The 19,960-nt window shown below is 74.6% G+C and carries 14 protein-coding genes; 5 read left to right on the top strand and 9 right to left on the bottom strand.

The window, feature by feature from the left end:
- Positions 1-5 precede the first annotated feature (5 nt).
- From ABT041_RS11275 to ABT041_RS11260, 4 genes are all read right to left on the bottom strand, one after another.
- Positions 6-1,118: a hypothetical protein gene (locus tag ABT041_RS11275; RefSeq protein WP_351182624.1), complete on the bottom strand. Its 1,113-nt coding sequence runs from the start codon at positions 1,116-1,118 to the stop codon at positions 6-8.
- A 223-nt stretch (positions 1,119-1,341) separates the two neighbouring features.
- A complete protein-coding gene (locus ABT041_RS11270) occupies positions 1,342-2,334 on the bottom strand; it encodes a serine/threonine-protein kinase (protein ID WP_351182622.1) in 993 nt (330 codons plus the stop codon).
- Positions 2,331-3,011, bottom strand: a complete 681-nt coding sequence (locus tag ABT041_RS11265) for an SH3 domain-containing protein (RefSeq protein ID WP_351182620.1) — start codon at positions 3,009-3,011, stop codon at positions 2,331-2,333. The genes ABT041_RS11270 and ABT041_RS11265 overlap by 4 nt, the downstream gene beginning before the upstream one ends.
- Positions 3,012-3,132: 121 nt before the next feature.
- Entirely contained in the window at positions 3,133-6,003 is a 2,871-nt protein-coding gene (locus ABT041_RS11260) for an FHA domain-containing protein (RefSeq protein ID WP_351182618.1), read from the bottom strand.
- A gap of 101 nt (positions 6,004-6,104) precedes the next feature.
- Between ABT041_RS11260 and ABT041_RS11255 the strand changes: the two genes are divergently transcribed.
- Positions 6,105-6,767, top strand: a complete 663-nt coding sequence (locus ABT041_RS11255) for a TetR/AcrR family transcriptional regulator (protein WP_351182616.1) — start codon at positions 6,105-6,107, stop codon at positions 6,765-6,767.
- On the opposite strand, the gene ABT041_RS11250 is transcribed toward ABT041_RS11255, so the two are convergent.
- A complete protein-coding gene (locus ABT041_RS11250) occupies positions 6,731-7,537 on the bottom strand; it encodes a class II aldolase/adducin family protein (protein ID WP_351182614.1) in 807 nt (268 codons plus the stop codon). The two genes, ABT041_RS11255 and ABT041_RS11250, sit on opposite strands and share 37 nt — an antisense overlap.
- 179 nt (positions 7,538-7,716) lie before the next feature.
- On the opposite strand from ABT041_RS11250, the gene ABT041_RS11245 reads away from it, so the two are divergent.
- On the top strand, positions 7,717-8,181 hold the full coding sequence (locus ABT041_RS11245; RefSeq protein ID WP_351182613.1) for a winged helix-turn-helix domain-containing protein: 465 nt from the start codon (positions 7,717-7,719) through the stop codon (positions 8,179-8,181).
- A 12-nt stretch (positions 8,182-8,193) separates the two neighbouring features.
- Here ABT041_RS11245 and ABT041_RS11240 read toward each other — a convergent pair whose 3' ends face one another.
- Positions 8,194-9,009 carry a DUF3626 domain-containing protein gene (locus ABT041_RS11240; protein ID WP_351182611.1) on the bottom strand — a complete coding sequence of 272 codons (816 nt, stop codon included), beginning with the start codon at positions 9,007-9,009 and terminating at the stop codon, positions 8,194-8,196.
- Between the two features lie 239 nt (positions 9,010-9,248).
- On the opposite strand from ABT041_RS11240, the gene ABT041_RS11235 reads away from it, so the two are divergent.
- Together ABT041_RS11235 and ABT041_RS11230 are read left to right on the top strand one after the other, a co-directional pair.
- The gene (locus ABT041_RS11235; protein WP_351182609.1) at positions 9,249-9,908 is read left to right on the top strand and encodes a ThuA domain-containing protein; all 660 of its coding nucleotides are present in this window, start codon (positions 9,249-9,251) and stop codon (positions 9,906-9,908) included.
- Between the two features lie 103 nt (positions 9,909-10,011).
- Positions 10,012-11,409 (top strand): NADP-dependent succinic semialdehyde dehydrogenase, encoded by a 1,398-nt coding sequence (locus tag ABT041_RS11230; protein WP_351182607.1) that lies wholly within the window; start codon positions 10,012-10,014, stop codon positions 11,407-11,409.
- A 93-nt stretch (positions 11,410-11,502) separates the two neighbouring features.
- Here the strand turns inward: ABT041_RS11230 and ABT041_RS11225 are convergent, their stop codons facing one another.
- Entirely contained in the window at positions 11,503-12,531 is a 1,029-nt protein-coding gene (locus ABT041_RS11225) for a PHP domain-containing protein (protein ID WP_351182605.1), read from the bottom strand.
- A 10-nt stretch (positions 12,532-12,541) separates the two neighbouring features.
- Positions 12,542-14,626, bottom strand: a complete 2,085-nt coding sequence (locus ABT041_RS11220; RefSeq protein WP_351182604.1) for a SpoIIE family protein phosphatase — start codon at positions 14,624-14,626, stop codon at positions 12,542-12,544.
- Between the two features lie 460 nt (positions 14,627-15,086).
- Between ABT041_RS11220 and ABT041_RS11215 the strand changes: the two genes are divergently transcribed.
- On the top strand, positions 15,087-18,959 hold the full coding sequence (locus tag ABT041_RS11215) for a BTAD domain-containing putative transcriptional regulator (RefSeq protein ID WP_351182602.1): 3,873 nt from the start codon (positions 15,087-15,089) through the stop codon (positions 18,957-18,959).
- Positions 18,960-19,203: 244 nt separating this feature from the next.
- On the opposite strand, the gene ABT041_RS11210 is transcribed toward ABT041_RS11215, so the two are convergent.
- Positions 19,204-19,803 carry a siderophore-interacting protein gene (locus tag ABT041_RS11210; RefSeq protein ID WP_351182600.1) on the bottom strand — a complete coding sequence of 200 codons (600 nt, stop codon included), beginning with the start codon at positions 19,801-19,803 and terminating at the stop codon, positions 19,204-19,206.
- Positions 19,804-19,960: the final 157 nt, after the last annotated feature.

Genomic DNA, 19,960 nt, shown 5'->3' with positions numbered 1-19,960 from the left:
CGAACCTAGCGGCCCATTCCGTAGACCGGCGGCTTCGTGGTCGGGCGGGTCCGGGAGAGCCTCGCCGCGGTGCCGCGGGCCGCTTCGAAGGCCATGACCGGGTTTCCGTTCCTGCGCCAGGGCTGGGCGCCGCACCACGGGCCGATCAGACGGAACTGCTCCAGGGCCGCCCCGTACATCATCGACTTGAGCATGTAGTGCGCCAGCAGATGGCGCAGGACCGGGAGGCGCTCGTCGTCGGGCGCGACCGCGTCGAACGAGGCGGCGACCTTCTTCAGCAGACTCCTCGTCAGGGGAGAGGCGGACAGCGCCACGCCGGCGGGCCGGTCGGTGAGCTCGTTCAGGGCGTGCAGGTAGATCCCGGCGAGCGGGCTGCCGGGCGGCGCCTTGCGGACCGCCTCGCGGGCGAACCGCATCATCCGCCGGTCGCTGCCGAACCACTTGGCACACCAGTACTGCAGGGCCTGCCAGTGCCCCTCGTAGTGGTGGGGCGCCCGGGCGACGAGGCCTTCCCAGAGCGGCTTGAACCGTGCGCGCTCGTACTGGGCTCCGCGCGCCGCCGTGATCATGACGACCCACGGGCCCGGGTTCGCGGGGTCGAGCAGTGCGGCCTGCCGCGCCTCCTCGATCGCGGCCGGGAGCATCGCACGGAAGCGGTTCATGTCCGAGTCCAGGACCTCGTGGGCGTACCCGCTGCCCCGGATCTCCCAGGCCCGGTGGACCACGAGGCTCGCGTGGAGGGTGGCCGCGTCGCAGTTACCGGGCTCGGCGGCGCGCCACGCGTCGAGCCAGGCGTCGTCCTCCCGGGCGACGTGCTGCAGGAGCTCGAGCCGCGCCCAGCGCTCGTCCCAGTCCTCGCCGGCCGCCGCGACGTACCGCTCGGCGGCCCGCCAGTCGCCTTCCCACGCGGCGTCGGCCACGGACTGCCGCTCCTCGGCCCGGTGCTCCGGCGGGGGAGGGCCGGCGCGGCGCGGGTCGAGCACCTCACGAGGCGGCAGCCCGTAGGCGGACGCCACGAAGTGCGCGCCGGCCCAGTCGGCGGCACGGCCGGGGGCGATGACGACGCGGTAGAACACGGGGAACAGCACGCCGAGCAGGACGACGAGGGAGAGGGTCACGGCGGCGAATCATTCCCGAATCGATCACTCTCCGCAATAGTTCAGGCCAACGATAAGGCGAGGTCAGAGCGGTCGGGACCCTTCGGTCACCAGAGCGGTCGGGACCCTTCGGTCACCGCTGGACCGGAGCGGTCCGGACCCTTCGCCCACCGCTCTGGACCAGAGCGGTCGGAATCCTCCGGTCACCCCTGCGCACAGGCCACCGACAGCCCCGCGCGACCTGCTAGTCCAGCTCCCGGAAGACCGGCCGTGCCCACGCCGGCGGGGCGGGCGGCGCGGCGGGCCCCCGCGGCTCCCGAGGCGCCGCCGAACCACCGCCGGCCGCGTCGGCCAGGGCGGCGCGCACCGCGGCGACGAACTCCAGGCACGTCCCGTACCGCTCCTCGGGCGTCTTCGCCAGCGCCCTCGCGAACACCGCGTCCGCCGCCCCCGGCAGCCCCGGCCGCACCTCGGACAGCGGCGGCGGCGGATCGTACTGCTGCGCCCACAGCACCGCCCAGTCCGTGTCCCGGCGGAACGGCGGCACCCCCACCAGGGTCTCGAAGACCACGCACGCCAGGCTGTACACATCGCACCGGCCGTCCACCGGCTTGCCGGAGATCTGCTCGGGCGCCACGTAGTCGAGCGTCCCGACGAACTCGCCCACCGTCGTGAAACCCGTCAGGGACAGCGACTTCTTCGTCAGCCCGAAGTCGGTCAGGTACACATGCTCCGGGTGATCGCCGTCCGTGCCCTCCGCGACCAGGATGTTCCCGGGCTTCACGTCCCGGTGCACCAGGTCGTGCGCGTGCGCCGCGTCGAGCGCCGAGGCCACCTGGACCGCGATCCGGCACGCCTTCACCGGCGGCAGCGGCCCCTCGCGGTCGAGCAGGGCCGCCAGGTCCTGCCCCGCCACGTACCGCATCGCGATGTACAGGACGCCCTCCGTCTCGCCCGCTTCGAAGACCGGCACGATGTGCGGGTGGTCGATCGAGGCGGCGACCCGGGACTCGTGGGCGAAGCGCTTGCGGAAGGTGTCGTTGCGGGCGAGCTCGGGCGCGAGCAGCTTCAGCGCCACCGTCCGGTCGAGGCGCAGATCCCGCGCCCGGTACACGACGGCCATGCCGCCGCGCCCGATCTCGCCCTCCACGCGGTAGCCCGCGATCTCCTTGCCGAGCAGCCCCGAGGGCCTGCCCGCCGGGATCTCCGGGTCCCCGTGGGCCGCACCGGTGCTCATGGCTCCTCACCCGCCGGTCCCGTCGGCCCCACGACCTGCGTCGGCGGAGGCCCGGCCGCCCCCGCCGGGTCCACCTGGGGCACGACCTGCGTCGGCTCGTAGCCGCGAGGAGCCGAGGCCTCCTCGGCCACCGAAGCGGATCCGGGCTCCTCCGCCGGCCGGGCGGCCTCGCCGGAAGGCGCCGCCGACGCCGCGTACGTACTGAGCCCGACGCCGTCGCAGTACACCCAGCGCTCGTGCTCCGCGTCGTACAGCCACACCGACTCGCCGTCGACGACCATGCCCACCCGCAGCCCGCGGGTCCGCAGCCGGAAGCCCTCGCCGTCGAGCCGGCCCGAGCCCAGCTCCTCCGCCGCCCGTCGGTAGCGGCCGAGCGCGTCCTCGGCGCGGGCGATGAGCGGCCGGGGATCGGCGGTTCGGGTGAGGGGACGTCCGGCCGCCGGAGGATCGTCCGGAACGCTCACCAGGAGGCGGGCGTCGACCCACGCGGTCCAGCCGTTGGAGCACAGCACCCGGCCCCAGTCGCCGGTCCGGTCCACGAGCCGTACCGGCAGGAAGGCGTCGAGCGGCGCGGTGGGCAGCCCCGGATCGGGCGCCTCCCAGGCGGGCAGCCCAGAGCGCGGCACCACGTGCGTGGGCCGGAAGTCCGGCACGTACTCGGGTACGGGGACGCTCACGGCCTCACCTCCACCACGGGGACGCTCACGGCCTCACCTCAGCCACGGGGACGCTCACCGGCCTCACCTCCACCACGGGGACGCTCACGGCCTCACCTCCACCACGGGGACGCTCACCGGCCTACCTCCGCATCACGACCGGCTCGTGGCGGCGCAGCAGCCGGGCCACGGCCAGACCGAGGACGAGACAGAGCACCACCATCATGCCCATGTCGAACAGCCAGGCCTCCGCCGTGTGCCGCATCAGCGGATCGGCGGTCTTCTCGCTCGGCGCGATCTTCCCGATGTCGATCGTCGCACCCATCGCCGCGAACGCCCACCGCGAGGGCACGAGCCAGGCCAGCTGCTCCAGGACGAGCGTGCCGCGCACCTTGAGCAGCGCCCCGCAGAACACCACCTGCACGATCGCGAGGAGGACGAGCAGCGGCATCGTCACCTCCTCCTTGCGGACGAGCGCCGAGACCAGCAGCCCCAGCATCATCGCCGTGAAGGCGAGGAGCGCCACCGCGAGGGTGATCTCCACGAGCGGCGGCATCAGGACGCCCTTGCCGCCGGGCACGTTCAGCGGCACGCCGACCAGGGCCACCAGGGTGAGGACCACCGCCTGCACGACCGTGATCAGACCGAGCACCACCACCTTGGAGGCGAGATAGGCGGAGCGGGACAGGCCGACGGCTCTCTCGCGCCGGTAGATCGTGCGTTCCTTGACCAGTTCGCGCACGGCGTTCGCCGCGCCCGTGAGGACGCCGCCCACACAGAGGATGAGCAGCACGTTGAGCGTCGACTCGGGGTTGAGGCTGCCCTCGGACAGGGCACGGGCCATCGCGCCCATCACGAACGGCAGGGCGATCATGATGGCGAGGAAGGTGCGGTCGGCGGAGAGCGCCGCCGCGTACCGGCGCACGAGCGTCCGCAGCTGGGAGCCCCAGCTCTGCGCCTTCGGCGGCGGCCCCGGCTCGACGGCGGCCCGGCCGCGGGCCGGCAGGGAGGCACCGGCGGGCGCGGGGGCGTCGGGGTGGGTCATCGGGTCCGCGATGTACCGGCGGTGGAAGCGGGAGGTCCGGTACTGCTCGGCCCAGTCGCGGTCCCGGTCGTTCTCGAAGGCCTCGAAGGCCTCGGGCCACTGCTCGAAGCCGAAGAAGCCGAGGGTGTCCGCCGGCGGGCCGTAGTACGCGACCCGGCCGCCCGGCGCGAGCACGAGCAGCCGGTCGCACACGTCGAGGCTGAGCACGCTGTGCGTGACCACGACGACCGTGCGGCCGTCGTCGGCGAGCCCGCGCAGCATGTGCATCACCGAGCGGTCCATGCCCGGGTCGAGACCCGAGGTCGGCTCGTCGAGGAAGAGCAGGGACGGCTTGGTGAGCAGTTCGAGGGCGACGCTCACCCGCTTGCGCTGGCCGCCCGAGAGGCTGTGGATCGGCTGCTCGGCACGCTCCACGAGACCGAGCTCCCGGATCACCTCGTCGACCCGGGCCCGCCGTTCGGCCGCCGCGGTGTCCTCGGGGAAGCGGAGTTCGGCGGCGTATCCGAGGGCCCGGCGGACGGTGAGCTGGAGGTGCAGGATGTCGTCCTGCGGGACGAGCCCGATGCGCTGGCGCAGCTCGGCGTAGTCGCGGTAGAGGTCGCGGCCGTCGTAGAGCACCGTGCCCCGGTCGGCCGGGCGCTGACCGGTGAGCGCGTTCAGGAGCGTCGACTTGCCGGCGCCGGACGGGCCGACGACCGCGAGCAGGCACTTCTGGCCCACCGGGAACGACACCTCGTCGAGGAGGGTCTTGCGCCCGTGGTCGACGGTCACCGCGAGCGAGCGGACGTCGAGGGAGACCTCACCGGTGTCGGTGAACTCGACGAGCTGGCCGCCGATCAGACAGAACGCGGCCCGGCCGATGCCGACGATGTCCTCGGTCGTCACGCGCGCGTCGACGACGGGAGCGCCGTTGAGGAAGGTGCCGTTGTGGCTGCCGAGGTCGTGGATCCAGTACGTGCCGTCGGGGTGGGCGCGGAGCTCGGCGTGCCGCCGGGAGACGACCAGGTCGGCGACGACGACGTCGTTGTCGGGGGCGCGTCCGATCCGGATGCTGTGGGCGGGCAGCGGGCGTACGGAGGTCGGCTGCCGGAAGGTGCCGGTCGCGGCCGGATGCAGGACGGAGGGAGGCCGGGGGGTCACCGGCCGGCCGCGACCGACCGCCGGCGGCTCCGGCAGCGGCAGCGGCGGGGCCTCGGGGGCGGGCTCTTGCAGGGGCGCGACCGCGGCGTCCGGCGGCCGGTCCCGTACGGCGTCCGGCGGGAAGTCCCGTACTGCTTCCGGTGGCAGGTCGCGGACGGCCTCCGGCGGCGGGGGCGGCAACAGGGGCGGGCCTTCCTTCTCCGGTACGGGCCAGGGGTCCGGTACGGGAGTCGCCCCGGGTGCGGGCGCCGACTCGGGCGGGGGCTCCGGCTCGGGTACGGGAGTCGACTCGGGTACGGGCGGCCACTCGGGTGGGGGCTCCGTTACGGGCTCCGGCTCGGGTACGGGATTCGGTCCGGGTACGAGCCGAGGCTCGGGTCCGGGGGCGGGCTGGGGCTCCGGCTCGGCTGCGCGTCCCTGCTCCGGTCCTGCCACGACCCCCGGCTCCGGGGGGAACCCGGGAGGAGGCTCCGGTACGGCACGCGGCTCCGCCGGACGGGCCGGGGCTCCGGTCAGCAGGACCGCGCGCGGCCCGTCGGTCGGATGCCCGAACCGTACGACCGTCCTGGGGCCGACCTCCCGCGGCCGGGCCACCCGCCGACCGTCCGCGAAGGTGCCGTTCGTACTGCCCTCGTCCGTCAGAGTCCAGTGGCCGCCGACCGCGCTGAGCACCGCGTGGTGCCAGGACGCCCGGGCGTCGGCGAGCACGATGTCGCTGGTGGGGTCGCGCCCGATGCGATAGACGCGGCTCGGTTTCATGAGCGTCGCGTCCCCGTCGATCTCGAGGACCAGATCGGGCGCCGCGGGCACGACGGGCCGCTCTGCCATGCGTTGAATTTTATCCGCCGGTGCTGATCGCCGCCCGGGAAGAGGACGCCGGTAAGGTGGGCGTCCGCCGTTCCAGCGGCCCGAACGAGGAGGACGCACCCGTGCCGAAAGGTGTCACCAGGCGACGGCCCCGCACCCGCGCGGCGCTCCTGAAGGCGGCCCTTGAGACCTTCGCCGAGCACGGCTTCCACGCGACGACGATCGAGCAGATCTGCGAGCGCGCCGGCTACACCCGGGGCGCGTACTACTCGAACTTCGCGAGCAAGGAAGAGCTCTTCCTCGCCCTGTTCGACGAGCACAGCGAGCGGACCGTGCGGCGCCTCGCCGAGTCCATCGACGCGCTGACCCCCGAGGAGTACACCCTCACCCGGCTCGCGGAGCTCGCCGCCCGCGTCGAACCGGACGAGCGGGAGTGGTACCTCGTCACCACCGAGTTCACCCTGCACGCCATCCGCGACTCCCAGGCCGCCTGGGTGCTCGCGCGCCACGACGAGCGGCTGCGGGCCGAGATCGCCCGCGGCCTCACCCTCGTACTGCGCAGGGCCGGACGCGAACTGACCGTGGAGGCCGACCGGTTCGCCCGCCTCCTCATCGCCCTGCGCGAGGGCGGTCTCGCGCAGAGCTACGTGGAGCCGGCCGAGCTGCCGCCCGGCACCCTGGAACGGCAGTTCCTCGCCCCGCTCCTGGAGGCGACGACGCGCGAGATCCCCGGCCAGGGGCCCGCGGGTCAGTCGAACAGGTCGGGGTCGGACGCGGTGATCTGATCCCACAGCGGGCGCGCCTGGAACCAGCCGGCCAGGTGCCCGCCGATCTGCCCCCGGGTGAGCAGGGCCGTCTCGCGGTCGATGAGCTGCGGGGTGCCCGCCGCCATCGCCAGGAGCTGCGCCTGGCAGGAGCGCTCCATGGTGACGAACCACCACACGGCTTCGGCGACGGAGTGGCCGACCGTGAGCAGCCCGTGGTTCTTGAGGATGACCGCCTTGAAGTCGCCGAGCGCCTTGGCGACCCGCTCGCCCTCCTCGGTCTCGTTCACGACGCCCCGGTAGTCGTCGTAGATCCCGTGGTCCTCGAAGAACGCGCAGGCGTCCTGGGTGATCGGGTCGAGCGGGATGCCGAGGCTGGAGAAGGCCTTGCCGTGCAGGGAGTGCGAGTGCGCGGCGGCGACCGCGTCGGGGCGGGCCGCGTGCACCCGCGAGTGGATGACGAACGCGGCGCGGTTCACGGGCCGGCGCCCTTCGAGGACGTTCCCCTCGTGGTCCACCAGGATCAGGTCAGAGGCCTTGATCTGGGTGAAGCTCATGCCGAAGGGGTTGACCCAGAAGGCGTTCGGGTCGCCGGGATCGCGCACGGTGATGTGCCCGGCGACCCCCTCCGAGAAGCCGAACCGCCCGAAGATCCGGAACCCGGCGGCGAGCTGCTCCTTCCGGTGGCGGCGCTCCTCCTCGACGGACTCGAAGGTGGGCGGCAGCGGCACGATCGCCCCTTCGGGCAGCGGCCCGACGGCGGCGGCGATGGCGGGCGGCACGGTGCTCATGACGGCTCCTCGGTGAGCGCGGGGTGTACGGGCGGGGGACGGGCCGCGTCGTACGAGCCGGGCGTACGGGCGGGGGTGCACGGGCCGCGTCGTACTACCAGGCCTGTACAGGCGGGGTCGTACGGCCGGAGCCGTACAGGCAGGCATGCGGCGCGCCAAAAGATACAGAGATGTATCCGATGCGACAACGGTCGCGCCGCCCAGCGCGGCACCTGGTTCCCGCTCCTGCTCCTCGGTGCGCTCACGATGGGCGGCGTCCTGGTCGGCCGCCTCACCTTCCGGATCGAGACCGTGCCCTGCCTGCCGGGCCACGCCGCAGCGGCCGACGGCTGCACCCTGATGCGGCAGACGTCGTCCACCAGCGCGTCCGCCCCGGCATCCTCACCGTCGTCCACCAGGCCCGCCGCGTCGAGTTCGGCTTCCTGCGCACGGCCCTCGACCTCACCGCCGGAAACCCCAGCCGGCACCTGGCCGTCCTGGAGCAGGCCGGACTCGTCGAGATCGACAAGGGGTACGAGGGGAAACGCCCCCGCACCTGGCTCTCCCTCACGCCCGCCGGCGCTCGCGCCCTCCAGGACGAGGTCACCCGGCTCAAGCGCCTCGTCCAGCGGATCGAACGCGGGGGACCCGCCCCTGAGTCCTGAGCCTGGGCGGGGTCAGGCGGCGGGCGCTCCGAAGCGGGCCAGGTAGTGCCAGACCTTCTTCACGTCCTGCAGGTCGTACCGCCCCGACGCGGCCGCCTCCTGCACGATCCGGGCGTCGAGCAGGCCGCCGACCGCGATCCGGGCCGCGAGCTCCACGTACTCCGGCCCCCGGAACGTGGGATGGCGCTTCAGTTCGTCGACGGAGACGCGGAAACCGCCGTGCCACTCCACGGCGCACGGCAGCCTTCGTGCCGCCTCCTCCACCTCCGTACCCCGGTGGCTCGGGTCCAGGACCAGCGCCTCCACGTCCCGCCCGATGACGACGGGGCCGTGGACCTGTGCCTCGATGTAGTCGTCGAGCGGATCCTTCTCGTCGGCCTCGGCGAGTGCGATCAGGCGCATCCGGGACGCGACGCCGAAGTCCTCCGGCTCCAGGAAGCTGTCCGGATAGCAGAAGGTCGCCCGGTGCACGGCGGTCGCCGTGAGGCGCAGATGGGCGGAGCCGAAGCGAGGGGCGGCCCCGAACGGACGGCGGCGGAAGTCGAGGGCGCCGTACACCGGACGCGTCTCGGCCGGAGCCTCGTCGTACACCCCGCCGAACATGCGGCTCTCCCAGCGCCAGCGGTCCCCACCCGGGTGTGCGGTCAGGCCGCCGTTGCCGGTGCCGGTGACGAACTGGGAGCGATAGACGCCCTCGTCCGCGAGCCGGTGCAGGAAGTGCGGGTGAAAGTTGAGGGTGACCCGCAGAGCCGGGTCGAGGGGCTCGCCGGTGGAGCGGTGCGTGACATGGGCGAGCGCCCGCCGGGCGTGATCATGAAGGGGCGTCATCGAGGCAGTGTGCCGGAGGGCCGGGGGTTGCGGCGCGGGGTTTTCGGTGGCTACGGTCAGGGGCGGGGAGAAAGCGCTTTCCCCATGCCCCTGCCCCCTCCCGCGCTCCTGCACCGCACGGCGTGGGTCCCCTCCCGCGTTCCTTCACCCTGCGGCGTGGGCCCCCGCGCTCCTGCACCGCACGGCGTGGGCCCGTCTCCCTCCACCGCCCGGTCCCGTCCGCCCCTGGAGTCCCTCGCGTGCCCACCGCCGACGTCCTGATCTACACCCGAACGGCGGGCTACCGCCACGACTCCATCCCCGCCGGCGCCACCGCCCTCGCCGAGCTGGCGCGCGAGCTCGGACAAGCGGCCGAGATCACCGACGATCCGGCCGTCTTCACACCCGAGCGGCTCGGCCGCTGCGCCGCCGTCGTCCTGCTGTCCACCACCGGGAACGTCCTGACGCCCGAGGGGCGCACCGCCTTCGAGGCCTACCTGCGAGGCGGCGGGGCGCTCCTCGCCGTACACGCCGCCGCCAACGCCGAACCCGACTGGCCCTTCTACGGCGAGCTGCTCGGCACCCGGTTCGACGGCCACCCGGAGATCCAGCCGGGCCTCGTCCTCGTCGACTCCCACGACCACCCGGCGACCGCCCCGCTCCCGGACCGCTGGCCCCGCACCGACGAGTGGTACAACTTCACCTCCGATCCGCGGCCCTCCGGCGTCCGGGTCCTCGCCCGCGCCGACGAGTCCACCTACCGGGGCGGCACCCACGGCGACGACCATCCGCTCGTCTGGTGCCGCGAGATCGGCCGGGGGCGCTTCTTCTTCACCGCGCTCGGGCACGCCTCGGAGACGTACCGCGACCCGGCCTTCCGCGCCCACCTCTCCGGCGCCCTCGTCTGGCTGACCTCCTGACCCCCGCGGGCCACGCGGTCACCCCACCGCCCCGCCCCTGTTGCGCAGACGCCCAGGGAGCGGAAGGTTGCAGACGGGGGCCGATGGCAGGAGGAGGCACGTCATGGGCATCGCCACCGTGAACCCCGCGACCGGCGAGACGCTGCGTACGTACGAGGCCCACGGGCCCGAGGAGGTCGAGCGGCGCATCGCCGCCGCCCACGAGGCGTTCCGCCAGTACCGCACGACCTCCTTCGCCGAACGCTCCCGGCTCATGCGTGCCGCCGCGACCCTCCTCGACGAGGACACCGAGGACATCGCCCGCACCATGACCACCGAGATGGGCAAGCCGATCGCCGCCTCGCGCGCGGAGGCCGCCAAGTGCGCCAAGGCCATGCGCTGGTACGCCAGACACGCCGAGGAACTGCTCGCCGACGAGCACCCGGCCGAGAGCGACGTCCAGGACTCCGGGGCCGACGTGGCCCGGGTCCACTACCGGCCCCTCGGCCCGATCCTCGCCGTCATGCCGTGGAACTTCCCGCTCTGGCAGGTGATCCGCTTCGCCGCGCCCGCGCTCATGGCGGGCAACACCGGCCTCCTCAAACACGCCTCCAACGTGCCGAGGACCGCCCTCTACCTGGGCGACCTCTTCCGCCGCGCCGGATATCCCGACGGCTGCTTCCAGACCCTCCTCATCGGCTCCCGCGAGGTCGAGGGCGTGCTCAGGGACCCCCGGGTCGTGGCCGCCACGCTCACGGGCAGCGAGCCGGCCGGCCGGTCCGTCGCCGCCGTCGCGGGCGACGAGGTGAAGAAGACCGTCCTGGAGCTCGGCGGCAGCGACCCGTACATCGTCATGCCCTCCGCCGACATCGTCGGGGCCGTGAAGACGGCCGTCACCGCGCGCGTGCAGAACAACGGCCAGTCCTGCATCGCCGCCAAGCGGTTCATCGTCCACCAGGACGTGTACGACGACTTCTCGGAGCGCTTCACCGCCGCCATGAACGCCCTCACCGTCGGCGACCCCCTCGACGAGTCCACCGACGTGGGCCCCCTCGCCACCGAGCAGGGCAGGGCCGACCTGGAGGCGCTCGTCGACGACGCCGTGGAGCGGGGCGCCACCGTCCTGTGCGGCGGCCACCGTCCCGAAGAGCCGGAGCTCGGCAACGGCTGGTACTACCGGCCCACGGTCCTCACCGGCATCACCCCGGAGATGCGGATCCACCAGGAGGAGGCCTTCGGCCCGGTCGCCACGGTCTACCCGGTCAGCGACATCGAGGAGGCCGTGGCCGTCGCCAACGACTCCCCGTTCGGACTCAGTTCCAACGTCTGGACGCGCTCCCAGGAGGACATCGCGTTCTTCGTCCGCGACCTGGAGGCGGGCGGCGTCTTCGTCAACGGCATGACGGCCTCGCACCCGGCGCTCCCCTTCGGCGGGGTCAAACGCTCGGGGTACGGGCGTGAGCTCTCCGGCCACGGCATCCGCGAGTTCTGCAACGCGACGACGGTCTGGCAGCGGGCTTGAGGGGGGCTGGGGGAGCGGGCCTGAGGCGTTTCGGAGGAGGCAACGGGCAGCCCGAAGCTGTTTCCGAGGCAACGGGTTCGACCAGCCGGGTGCTCAGCCCGCCGCCCACTCCAACAGCCGCTCCGCCGACCAGGTGTTGATCACCCGGTCCGGCGGGACCCCGCACTCCTCGGCCCGTGCGCAGCCCAGGATCTGCCACTCCAGCTGACCGGGTGCGTGGGCGTCCGTGTCGACGGCGAAGTACGTACCGGCAGCGACGGCCTGCCGCAGCAGCCGGCGCGGCGGATCGAGGCGCTCCGGGCGGCTGTTGATCTCCACCGCCGTACCCGACTCGGCGCAGGCGGCGAAGACGCGCTCCGCGTCGAACTCGGACTCGGGCCGCAGGCGCCCGCCGGCCACCAGGCGCCCCGTGCAGTGCCCGAGCACGTCCATCAGCGGGTCGCGCACGGCCCGTTCGAGACGGCGGGTCATCGACCGGGCGTCCATCCGCAGCTTGGAGTGGACCGAACCGACCACCAGGTCGAGCCGTTCGAGCAGCTCGGGCTCCTGGTCGAGCGAGCCGTCCTCCAGGATGTCGCACTCGATCCCGGTGAGCAGCCGGAAGGGAGCCCACTCCTCGTTCAGCCGCGCCACCACGTCCAGTTGCTCCCGCAGCCGCTCGGGCGAGAGGCCCCGTGCCACGGTGAGCCGCGGCGAATGGTCGGTGAGCACCGCCCACTCGTGCCCGAGTGCGGCCGCCGTACGGCCCATGGCCTCGATCGTGGCGCCGCCGTCCGACCAGTCCGAGTGCAGATGGCAGTCGCCGCGCAGTGCGGCCCGCAGCTCCTCACCGACGTGACCGTCCGTCCCGCCCGGGCCCAGCGAGGCCTGCAACTCCTCCTCCAACTGCGCCAGATACTCCGGCACCCGCCCCTCCAGGGCCTCGCGCACCACCGCAGCCGTCTTCGGCCCGACGCCCTTCAGCGACTCCAGGGTGCCGGCGGCCGCGCGCCGGGCCACCTCGCCCTCGGGCAGGGAGGCGACGGCGGAAGCGGCCGTACGGAAGGCGCGGGCCCGATAGCCGGGCGCCTGGCCCCGCTCGAGGAGGAACGCGATGCGGTTCAGGGCGGCCACGGGGTCCACGACGACCTCCTCACCCACCGCCGGGGGCGGATTCGGCCGCCACCGGCGCCGGTCCGATCTCGCACCACACCGCCTTGCCCTCGCCGCGCGGTTCCACGCCCCACCGGGACGCCAGCGCGTCGATCAGGAGCAGTCCGCGGCCCGAGGTGGCGGCCTCGCCGGGGGTACGCCGCCGGGGCCAGGCGCTCGACCGGTCCTGCACCGAGAGCCGTACCCGCCGCACCGGTTCGGGCAGCACCTCCAGGGTGAGGACCGCTCCGCCCTCGGTGTGCAGCAGTACGTTCACGAGCAGCTCGCCCGTCAACAGCTCGGCGTCGTCGACGAGTTCCGGCATGCCCCAGTCGCGGAGCGCCTGCCCGACGGCCGCGCGCGCGTCCGAGAGGCCCTGCGGGTCGGCCTGGTGGATGTACTGGTGGATGCGCGGCGCCCGGGGCGTGCCCGGGTCCGGGCTGCGGCGCAGTACCAGGAGCGCCACGTCGTCGCCGGAGCCCCACCGCTCCCAGAGCCGCTCGGAGAGGTGGTCGGCGAGCGGCTCCGCCTGCGGCGGGCCGCTGCTGATGGCGCCCGACAGCGCGGCGAGACCGGACTCGATGTCCGAGCCGGGCTGCTCGACGAGCCCGTCCGTGCAGAGCACCAGCGTCTCGCCGGGCACGAGGTCGAGACGCGTCTCGGGAAACTCCTCGTCCCCGAACACGGTCGCCAGGCCCAACGGGAGTCCGCCCCGCAGCTTGGGCTGCCCGACCCGGCCGTCGGTGTGCCGGATCAGCGGACCGAGATGCCCGGCCCGTACGGCGCGCAGGGTGCCGCTCGCCAGGTCGACCTGCGCGTACGTGCAGGTCGCGAAGCGGTTGGTGTCCAGCTCGGCGAGGAACCGGGAGGCCCGGGCGAGGACGGTCGACGGGGCGTGGCCCTCGCCGGCGTACGCGCGCAGGGCGATCCGCAGCTGCCCCATGATGGCGGCGGCGTGCGTGTCGTGGCCCTGGACGTCGCCGACGACGATGCCGACCCGGCCGCGGGGCAGCGGGATCACGTCGTACCAGTCGCCGCCGACCTGGCGCCCGCTCCACGCCGCGTGATACCGGACGGCGATCTCACCGCCCGCGAACTGCGGGATGTTGCGGGGCAGCATCGTCGCCTGGAGGCCGGTGGCCAACTCCCGCTCCTCGTCGAAGAGGATGGCCCGCTGGAGCGACTGGGCGACGATCGCCGCGAGACCGAGGGCGAGGTTGCGCTCGTCGGCGTTGAACGAGGTGCGGCCGCGGTAGAAGAGGGCCATTCCGCCGAGCGAACGGGCCTGTGCCACGAGCGGGAGGTAGCAGGCGGCCCGGAATTCGAGGCGCGCCAGATAGGGGGCGAGCTCGGGGAAGTCCCTTCCCAGGGACGGGAAGGAGGACACGAAACGGGGGCGCCCGCTCAGCACCGCATCGGCCAGCGGCAGTTTGCGGTCGAGACGGCGGCTGCGGAAGTCGTTGAGGACGTCGAGGGATTCGCCGCTGAGCGCGATGATGTTGAGCGAGCCGTTCTCGACGAGACCGAGCGCGAGACCGTCCGCGCCGAGCCGGGCGAGACCGCCCGGACCGGTCAGGGCGGCCGTCACGTCGTCCACGGTCACCGCGCGCGACAGCGCGTTCGTCGTCCGCTCGACGATGCTCGTCTGGACCTCGCGCCGCTTCTCCAGCTCCTGCACGAAGGCGAAGTGGGCGACCTCGGCCGTCGTGTCCCGCACGACCCCGACGATCCGCCGGGCCCGGCCGTCCCGCGAGCGCAGGATCCGCGCCTGCACATGCGTCCAGTGGGGTGAGCCGTCGGCCTGCGGGATGGGGAAGTGCGCCGTGTACGAGGTCGCGCCCCCCTTCACGGCCTTCCGTACGACGTCCTCCAACTTGTCCCGCTCGTCGGCGGCCAGACGCGTCACGATCGACCCCGGCCGCCCGTCGAAGGCGTTCGGGGCCACGCCGAAGATCAGCAGCCCGGACTCGTCGACATCGATGCTGCCCCTGTCGAGATCCCAGTCGAAGCTGCCGGTCCGGTTCATGGCGAGCCACTCGGCGGGCCCGATCTCGCCACTGCGCGTACGCCGGTCGTCATCGGTCATCCCCCCCATTGTCGAACCCGCACCCCGCGGACGCCATGGCGATGACACGGCGTGGCGCGAGTTCGCCGCGGGGCCGCTGCGCGGGGCGGGCAGGAGCGGGCACGGGGGCGGGGCCGGCCGCGGGGCGCGGGTACGGGGGGTTGGGCGCGGGCCGCGGGGCGCGGGACCTCGGATACGGAACGGGCAGGGCGCCGCCTCCCGGGCCCCGGACGCCGTACGTCGGACGTGGGGTGCCGGGCCCCGGATTCGGGACGGGCGGGGGCGCTGGACGCCGGATCCGGAACGGGCGGGGCGCCGGCTCCCGGGCCCCGGACGCCGTACGTCGGACGCGGGGCGCCGGGCACGGGAGACGCCGGACGGGGGACGCCGACCCCCGGGCACCGGCTGCGCGGAAGACGGGCCTCGGCCCGGGTGCCCGGCCCACGCCATCACCCGCGCCGTGCCGGGGCAGAATGGGCCGGTGCAGCCGCAGCCGTCCTACCGTGTTCTCGGTCCCTGCCAGGCCCTCCGTGCCGACGACGGGACGGAGGCCGCCCTGAGCGGTGCCAGGCTCCGGGCCCTCCTCACCGCCCTCGCCGCCGCCGGCGGTCGCGCGGTCGGACCCGGCGCGCTGATCGACCAGGTCTGGCCCGACGGCGACCCCGCCGACGACCAGGACCGTACGGCGGCACTCCAGGCCCTCGTCGGCCGCCTGCGCCGGGCCCTCGGCCGGGAAGCCGTCGTCTCCGCCCCCGGCGGCGGCTACCGGCTCGCCGCCGGCCCGGACGCCGTCGACCTGCACCGCTTCGAGCGGCTCGCCGCCGAAGGCGCCGCTGCCCTCGCCGACGGCCGCGCCGAGCGGGCGGCCGCGCTCCTCGACGAGGCCCTGGGACTCTGGCGCGGGCCCGCGCTCGCGGACCTGCCCGGCCGGGACACCGACCCCCTGGTCGTACGGGTCGAACAGCGGCACGCCCAGGCGCGCCGCGACCGCCTCGCCGCCGAGGTGGCCCTCGGGCGGGCCGCCGACGCCCTCGCGCCCCTCGCCGCGCTCGCCGCCGGACAGCCCCTCGACGAACCTCTCCAGGCCCTGCGGATCCGCGCCCTGCGCGCGGCGGGACGGCCCGCCGAGGCCCTCGCGGCGTACGAGGAGGTACGCGAGAGCCTCGCCGAACGGCTGGGCACGGACCCGGGGCCGGAACTGCGCTCCCTGCACGCCGAACTCCTCACGGAGGACGGGCCCGTGCCCGCCCCGTCACGACGCGCCCTTCCCGCCCCCCTGACCTCGTTCATCGGCCGGGCCGAGGAACTGGGCTCGCTCGCCGCCGCCTGGGAGGGACGCCGGCTGGTCACCCTCACCGGACCGGGGGGTGTCGGCAAGACCCGGCTGGCCCTGGAGGCGGCCGGGACGTACGACGGCCCGGTCCACCTCGCCGAACTCGCCTCCGTACGCGAGGAGTCCACCGTCGCCGCCGCCGTCCTCAGCGCACTCGGGGCACGCGAGACCCAGCTGTGGCACACCCCGGCCGTCGCCCCGGTCGAGCCCAGGGACCGGTTCGCGGCCCTCGTCGAGCACTGCGCCGGGCGCCGGATGCTGCTCGTCCTCGACAACTGCGAACACGTCGTCGCCGAAGCGGCGGAGCTCGCGCAGGCGCTCCTCACGCGCTGCCCGGGCGTGACCGTCCTCGCGACGAGCCGGGAACCGCTGGGGGTGCCGGGGGAGGGGGTACGGCCCTTGGGCCCGCTGCCGGTGGACATGGCGCTCCGGCTCCTCGGGGAGCGGGGCGCGGCCGCGCGGCCGGGGTTCTCGGTGGCGGAGGACCCGGAGGCGGCGGACGAGATCTGCCGCCGGCTCGACGGTCTGCCGCTGGCGATCGAACTGGCGGCGGCGCGGCTGCGGATGCTCTCGGCGCGGCAGATCGCGGAGCGCCTCGACGACCGCTTCCGCCTGCTGACCTCGGGCGCCCGGACGGTACTGCCACGCCAGCAGACCCTGCGCGCGGTGGTCGACTGGTCGTGGGACCTTTTGGACGAGACCGAACGAGCGGTACTGCGACGCCTCGCGGTCTTCACGGGCGGCTGCGACCTGACGGCGGCGGAGACGGTGTGCGGAAGCGGGCCCGACCCGCAGGAAGCGGGGCCTGCGGGTGCGGTGCTGGACGGACCGGGCGCTGAGGCCCTGAACGGACGGCGCGTCGACGATCCGGTGCGGGGCGCGGACATGCCGGGCGCGGGTCTGCCGGTCGGACTCGGCGGCGGGATGCCGGACTCGCCGGTCACTCACGCCCCGGGCGGCCCGGTCGCCGACGTGCCGCAGGTGCGGGGCGCCGACGCACCGGGGCGATCGGGCGTCGAAGGGCCGGTGCAGGGACCGGGCACGCCGGGCGCGGACATGCCGGGCGGGCTCGGCGGCGCAGTGCAGGACCCGTCGGGCGGGCCGGTGGCCGACGTGCCCCGCACCGACCCCCGCGTCCCAGGCCCCGACGCGCCGGGCGGCGCACCGCGCGCCGACGCCCCGAGCAAGCCGGACTCCGCTGCCCCGCCCGTGCCGGACACCGGCCCGCGCGGTGGGCCGGACGCCGGTGCGCCCGCACGGCCCCGCACCGACAGCCTCGACGCCCGACGCCCCGGCGCATCCCACCCCCACGCATCCCACCCCGACGCACCCCGCCCCGGCGTCCTCGGCGTCTCCCGCGCACACGGCCCCCACGTATCCCCCGCCGACGTCCTCGACGTCCTCGGTGCCCTCGTCGACAAGTCGCTCGTCGTGGCCGCGCCCGGCGGCGACGGGATGCGTTTCCGGTTGCTCGAGACCGTCGCCGAGTACGCGGGGGAGCGGCTCGACGAGGCCGGGGAGCGGGAGGTCGTCGCGCGGCGGCATCTCACGTACTACCGGGAGCTCGCCCGCCGGACCGACCCCGAGCTGCGCGGGCCCGGACAGCTCGCCGCCATCGAGCTGTTCGAGCGGGAGCACGGCAATCTGCGCGGCGCCCTCCGGACCGCCCTGGCTCTCGGTGACGAGCAGGAAATGCTCTGTCTCGTCCACGCGCTCAGCTGGTTCTGGCAGCTCCGCAACCACCAGGTCGACGCCCGTACCTGGGCCGCCGAGGCCGGCCGCCTCGGCCCCGACCCCTTCCAGGAACCCGTCCGCCCCGCCGAACCGCTGGACGGGCGGTGCCTCGACGTGCCGCCGCCGTGGACCGGCGAGCGGCTGTGGGAGGCCCGCCGCGGCGGCCGGCTGTACGCCCTCGCGACCGAGGGCGGCGAGGGCGCCACCGCGCTCGAACGGCCCGAGACCCGCGCCCGGCTCACCGCCCTCGTCGCCGCGTACCGCCCCGGCCTCCCCCAGACCTGCAGGCAGCCGGGCACGATGTGGTACTTCGCCCGGCTGATGACCGGCGAGCTCAGCGGCCTCGACGAGACCCTGGCCCAGATCGTCGACGCCTGCCGGGCCCACGGCCCCGGCTGGGACCTGGGCTTCGCGCTCCTCATGCGGGCCAAGCTCGCCGGTCAGGGCGACGACGCCGCGGAGGCGCTCGCCCTCTTCGAGACCGCCAGGGACTCCTGGGGGATCGCGGAGTCCCTCGCGGCCCGCGGCGAGGCCTACGAGCGCGAGGGCCGGCTCAAGGAGGCCGCCGCGGACTTCGAGCGGGCCACCGACGCCGCCACCCGTGTCGGTGCCCGCTCCCAGGTGCCGGTCTTCACGGCCCGCCTCGCGGCCGTACGGCTCCGGCTCGCCCCGACGGGGGACGCGGAGGCCGAACGGCTCCTGGCCGAGGCCGCCGACGAGGCCGGGCAGTGGGGCGCCGAGGCCGCAGGCGCCGGCCGGCTGCTGCTCGCCCAGCACTACGGTCACACGGGTCGCACCGGCCTCGCCCGGGCCCAGCTCTCGCTCCTGGAGGGGGAGTTCGGGGACGTCACGCCGGCGCTCTTCTGGGGTCTGGTGGGCGGCACGTGGGCCTGGCTCGACTGCCTCGACGGCGCCTACGACCGGGCCCTGGAACGCCTCGCCCGGGCCGTCGTGGACGTGGAGACCCTCGCCCATCTGGTCGCCCCGCACCTGGTCGTCGCCCAGTTCGCGACCGCGGCCTGGGCCCGGGGCGCACGCGGCGGACCGGGCGACGCCGAGACGGGGGCACGGCTCCTCGGCGCGTACGACGCCCATGCCGGCTCCGACACGGGCGGCGGCTTCCGCCCCTTCACCCCGCAGACCGAAGCCGCGATCCGGGCCGGCGCCGAGGAGGCGCTCAGCGCGGCCCTGCCGGCGGAGACGTACACCCGCCTGTACGAGGAGGGCACGGCCCTCAGCCTCAGAAGGGCCGCCGGCCTCGTCCGCGACCAGGCCGCAAGTCCGTGAAGCGACGTTGCCGGTCGACGGCAGCTCGCGCCTCGGTCCCTAGGGTCCGTGGACGGCAGGGTATCTCCCTCCGGCGGCACCCGAGGCGGGGTTCGTTCCTGGACCGAGCTACGGGCGGAGAGAGGCCCCCAGCCGGCTCCCATGGCCGATACAGCTCACCGATCACCGCATTCCACGGCTGCGGGCAGGGTGTCCGACCGTACGGCCTCGGCCGGCACGTCGTCGTCGCGAAGGGGGCGCACGGTCAGGTCCCCGGCCCTCGGCAGGGACTGCTCCTCGGCCGCGTCGGGCACCTGGACATACGCGAGGGCCCGCCGCCCCGGCGGCAGCGCGGCGACGCCGTGGCGAGCGCGGGGAGCGCGCAGGCGTCGGCGTACAGGAGCGTCCAGTCGCCCGCCCCCGGCGTGACGGGGACCGCGAACGCTGCCGAAGGGCCGAACATGCCCAGGACGTCCCCGGGCCGAGCCGCCCGCGCCCAGCGGGTCGCCGGACCGGCGTCCTCGCCGTCCCCGTCGAGGAAGAAGTCGATGTCGACGGTTCCGGCGGCCGAATCGTGGGCCCGGAGGGTGTAGCTCCGCATCCAGGGGCGTTCGGCCTCGGGGAGCGCCGCGTAGGCCCCGTACCAGCGCATCGCGTCACCGTCGGGCCCGGGCACCGGCAGCACCGGCTCCGCCTGGCCCGGGCGGGGGAAGAACAGCTTCACCTGCTGGCCGGGGCCCGTCAGGACGAAGCCGTCGGGGCTCGGGCCGCCGAGCGTGACCCGCCGCATGCGCGGGGTCTCCGGGCGGACGGCGGTCACGTACAGACGGTGCAGGGGCAGGGACAGGTCGTGGGACTGCGGCATCGCGAACTCCTCGGGGACGACGGGCCGGCCCCCACCCTCCCCGTCCCGGTCGACACGCCACCGACACCCCGTCGACTCCGCACGCCGGCGGCCCCGGATGCGCTCACGGGAAGCGGACACGAGAATGGCGAGTGCCGGACGAACACGTAGGAGGCGG

The organism is Streptomyces sp. NPDC002825 (assembly GCF_040295385.1).
In the GTDB taxonomy this organism is placed as follows: Bacteria; Actinomycetota; Actinomycetes; order Streptomycetales; family Streptomycetaceae; genus Streptomyces.
The sequence above is the reverse complement of the archived record's forward strand: the minus strand, read 5'-3'. Positions and strand labels throughout refer to the sequence as shown.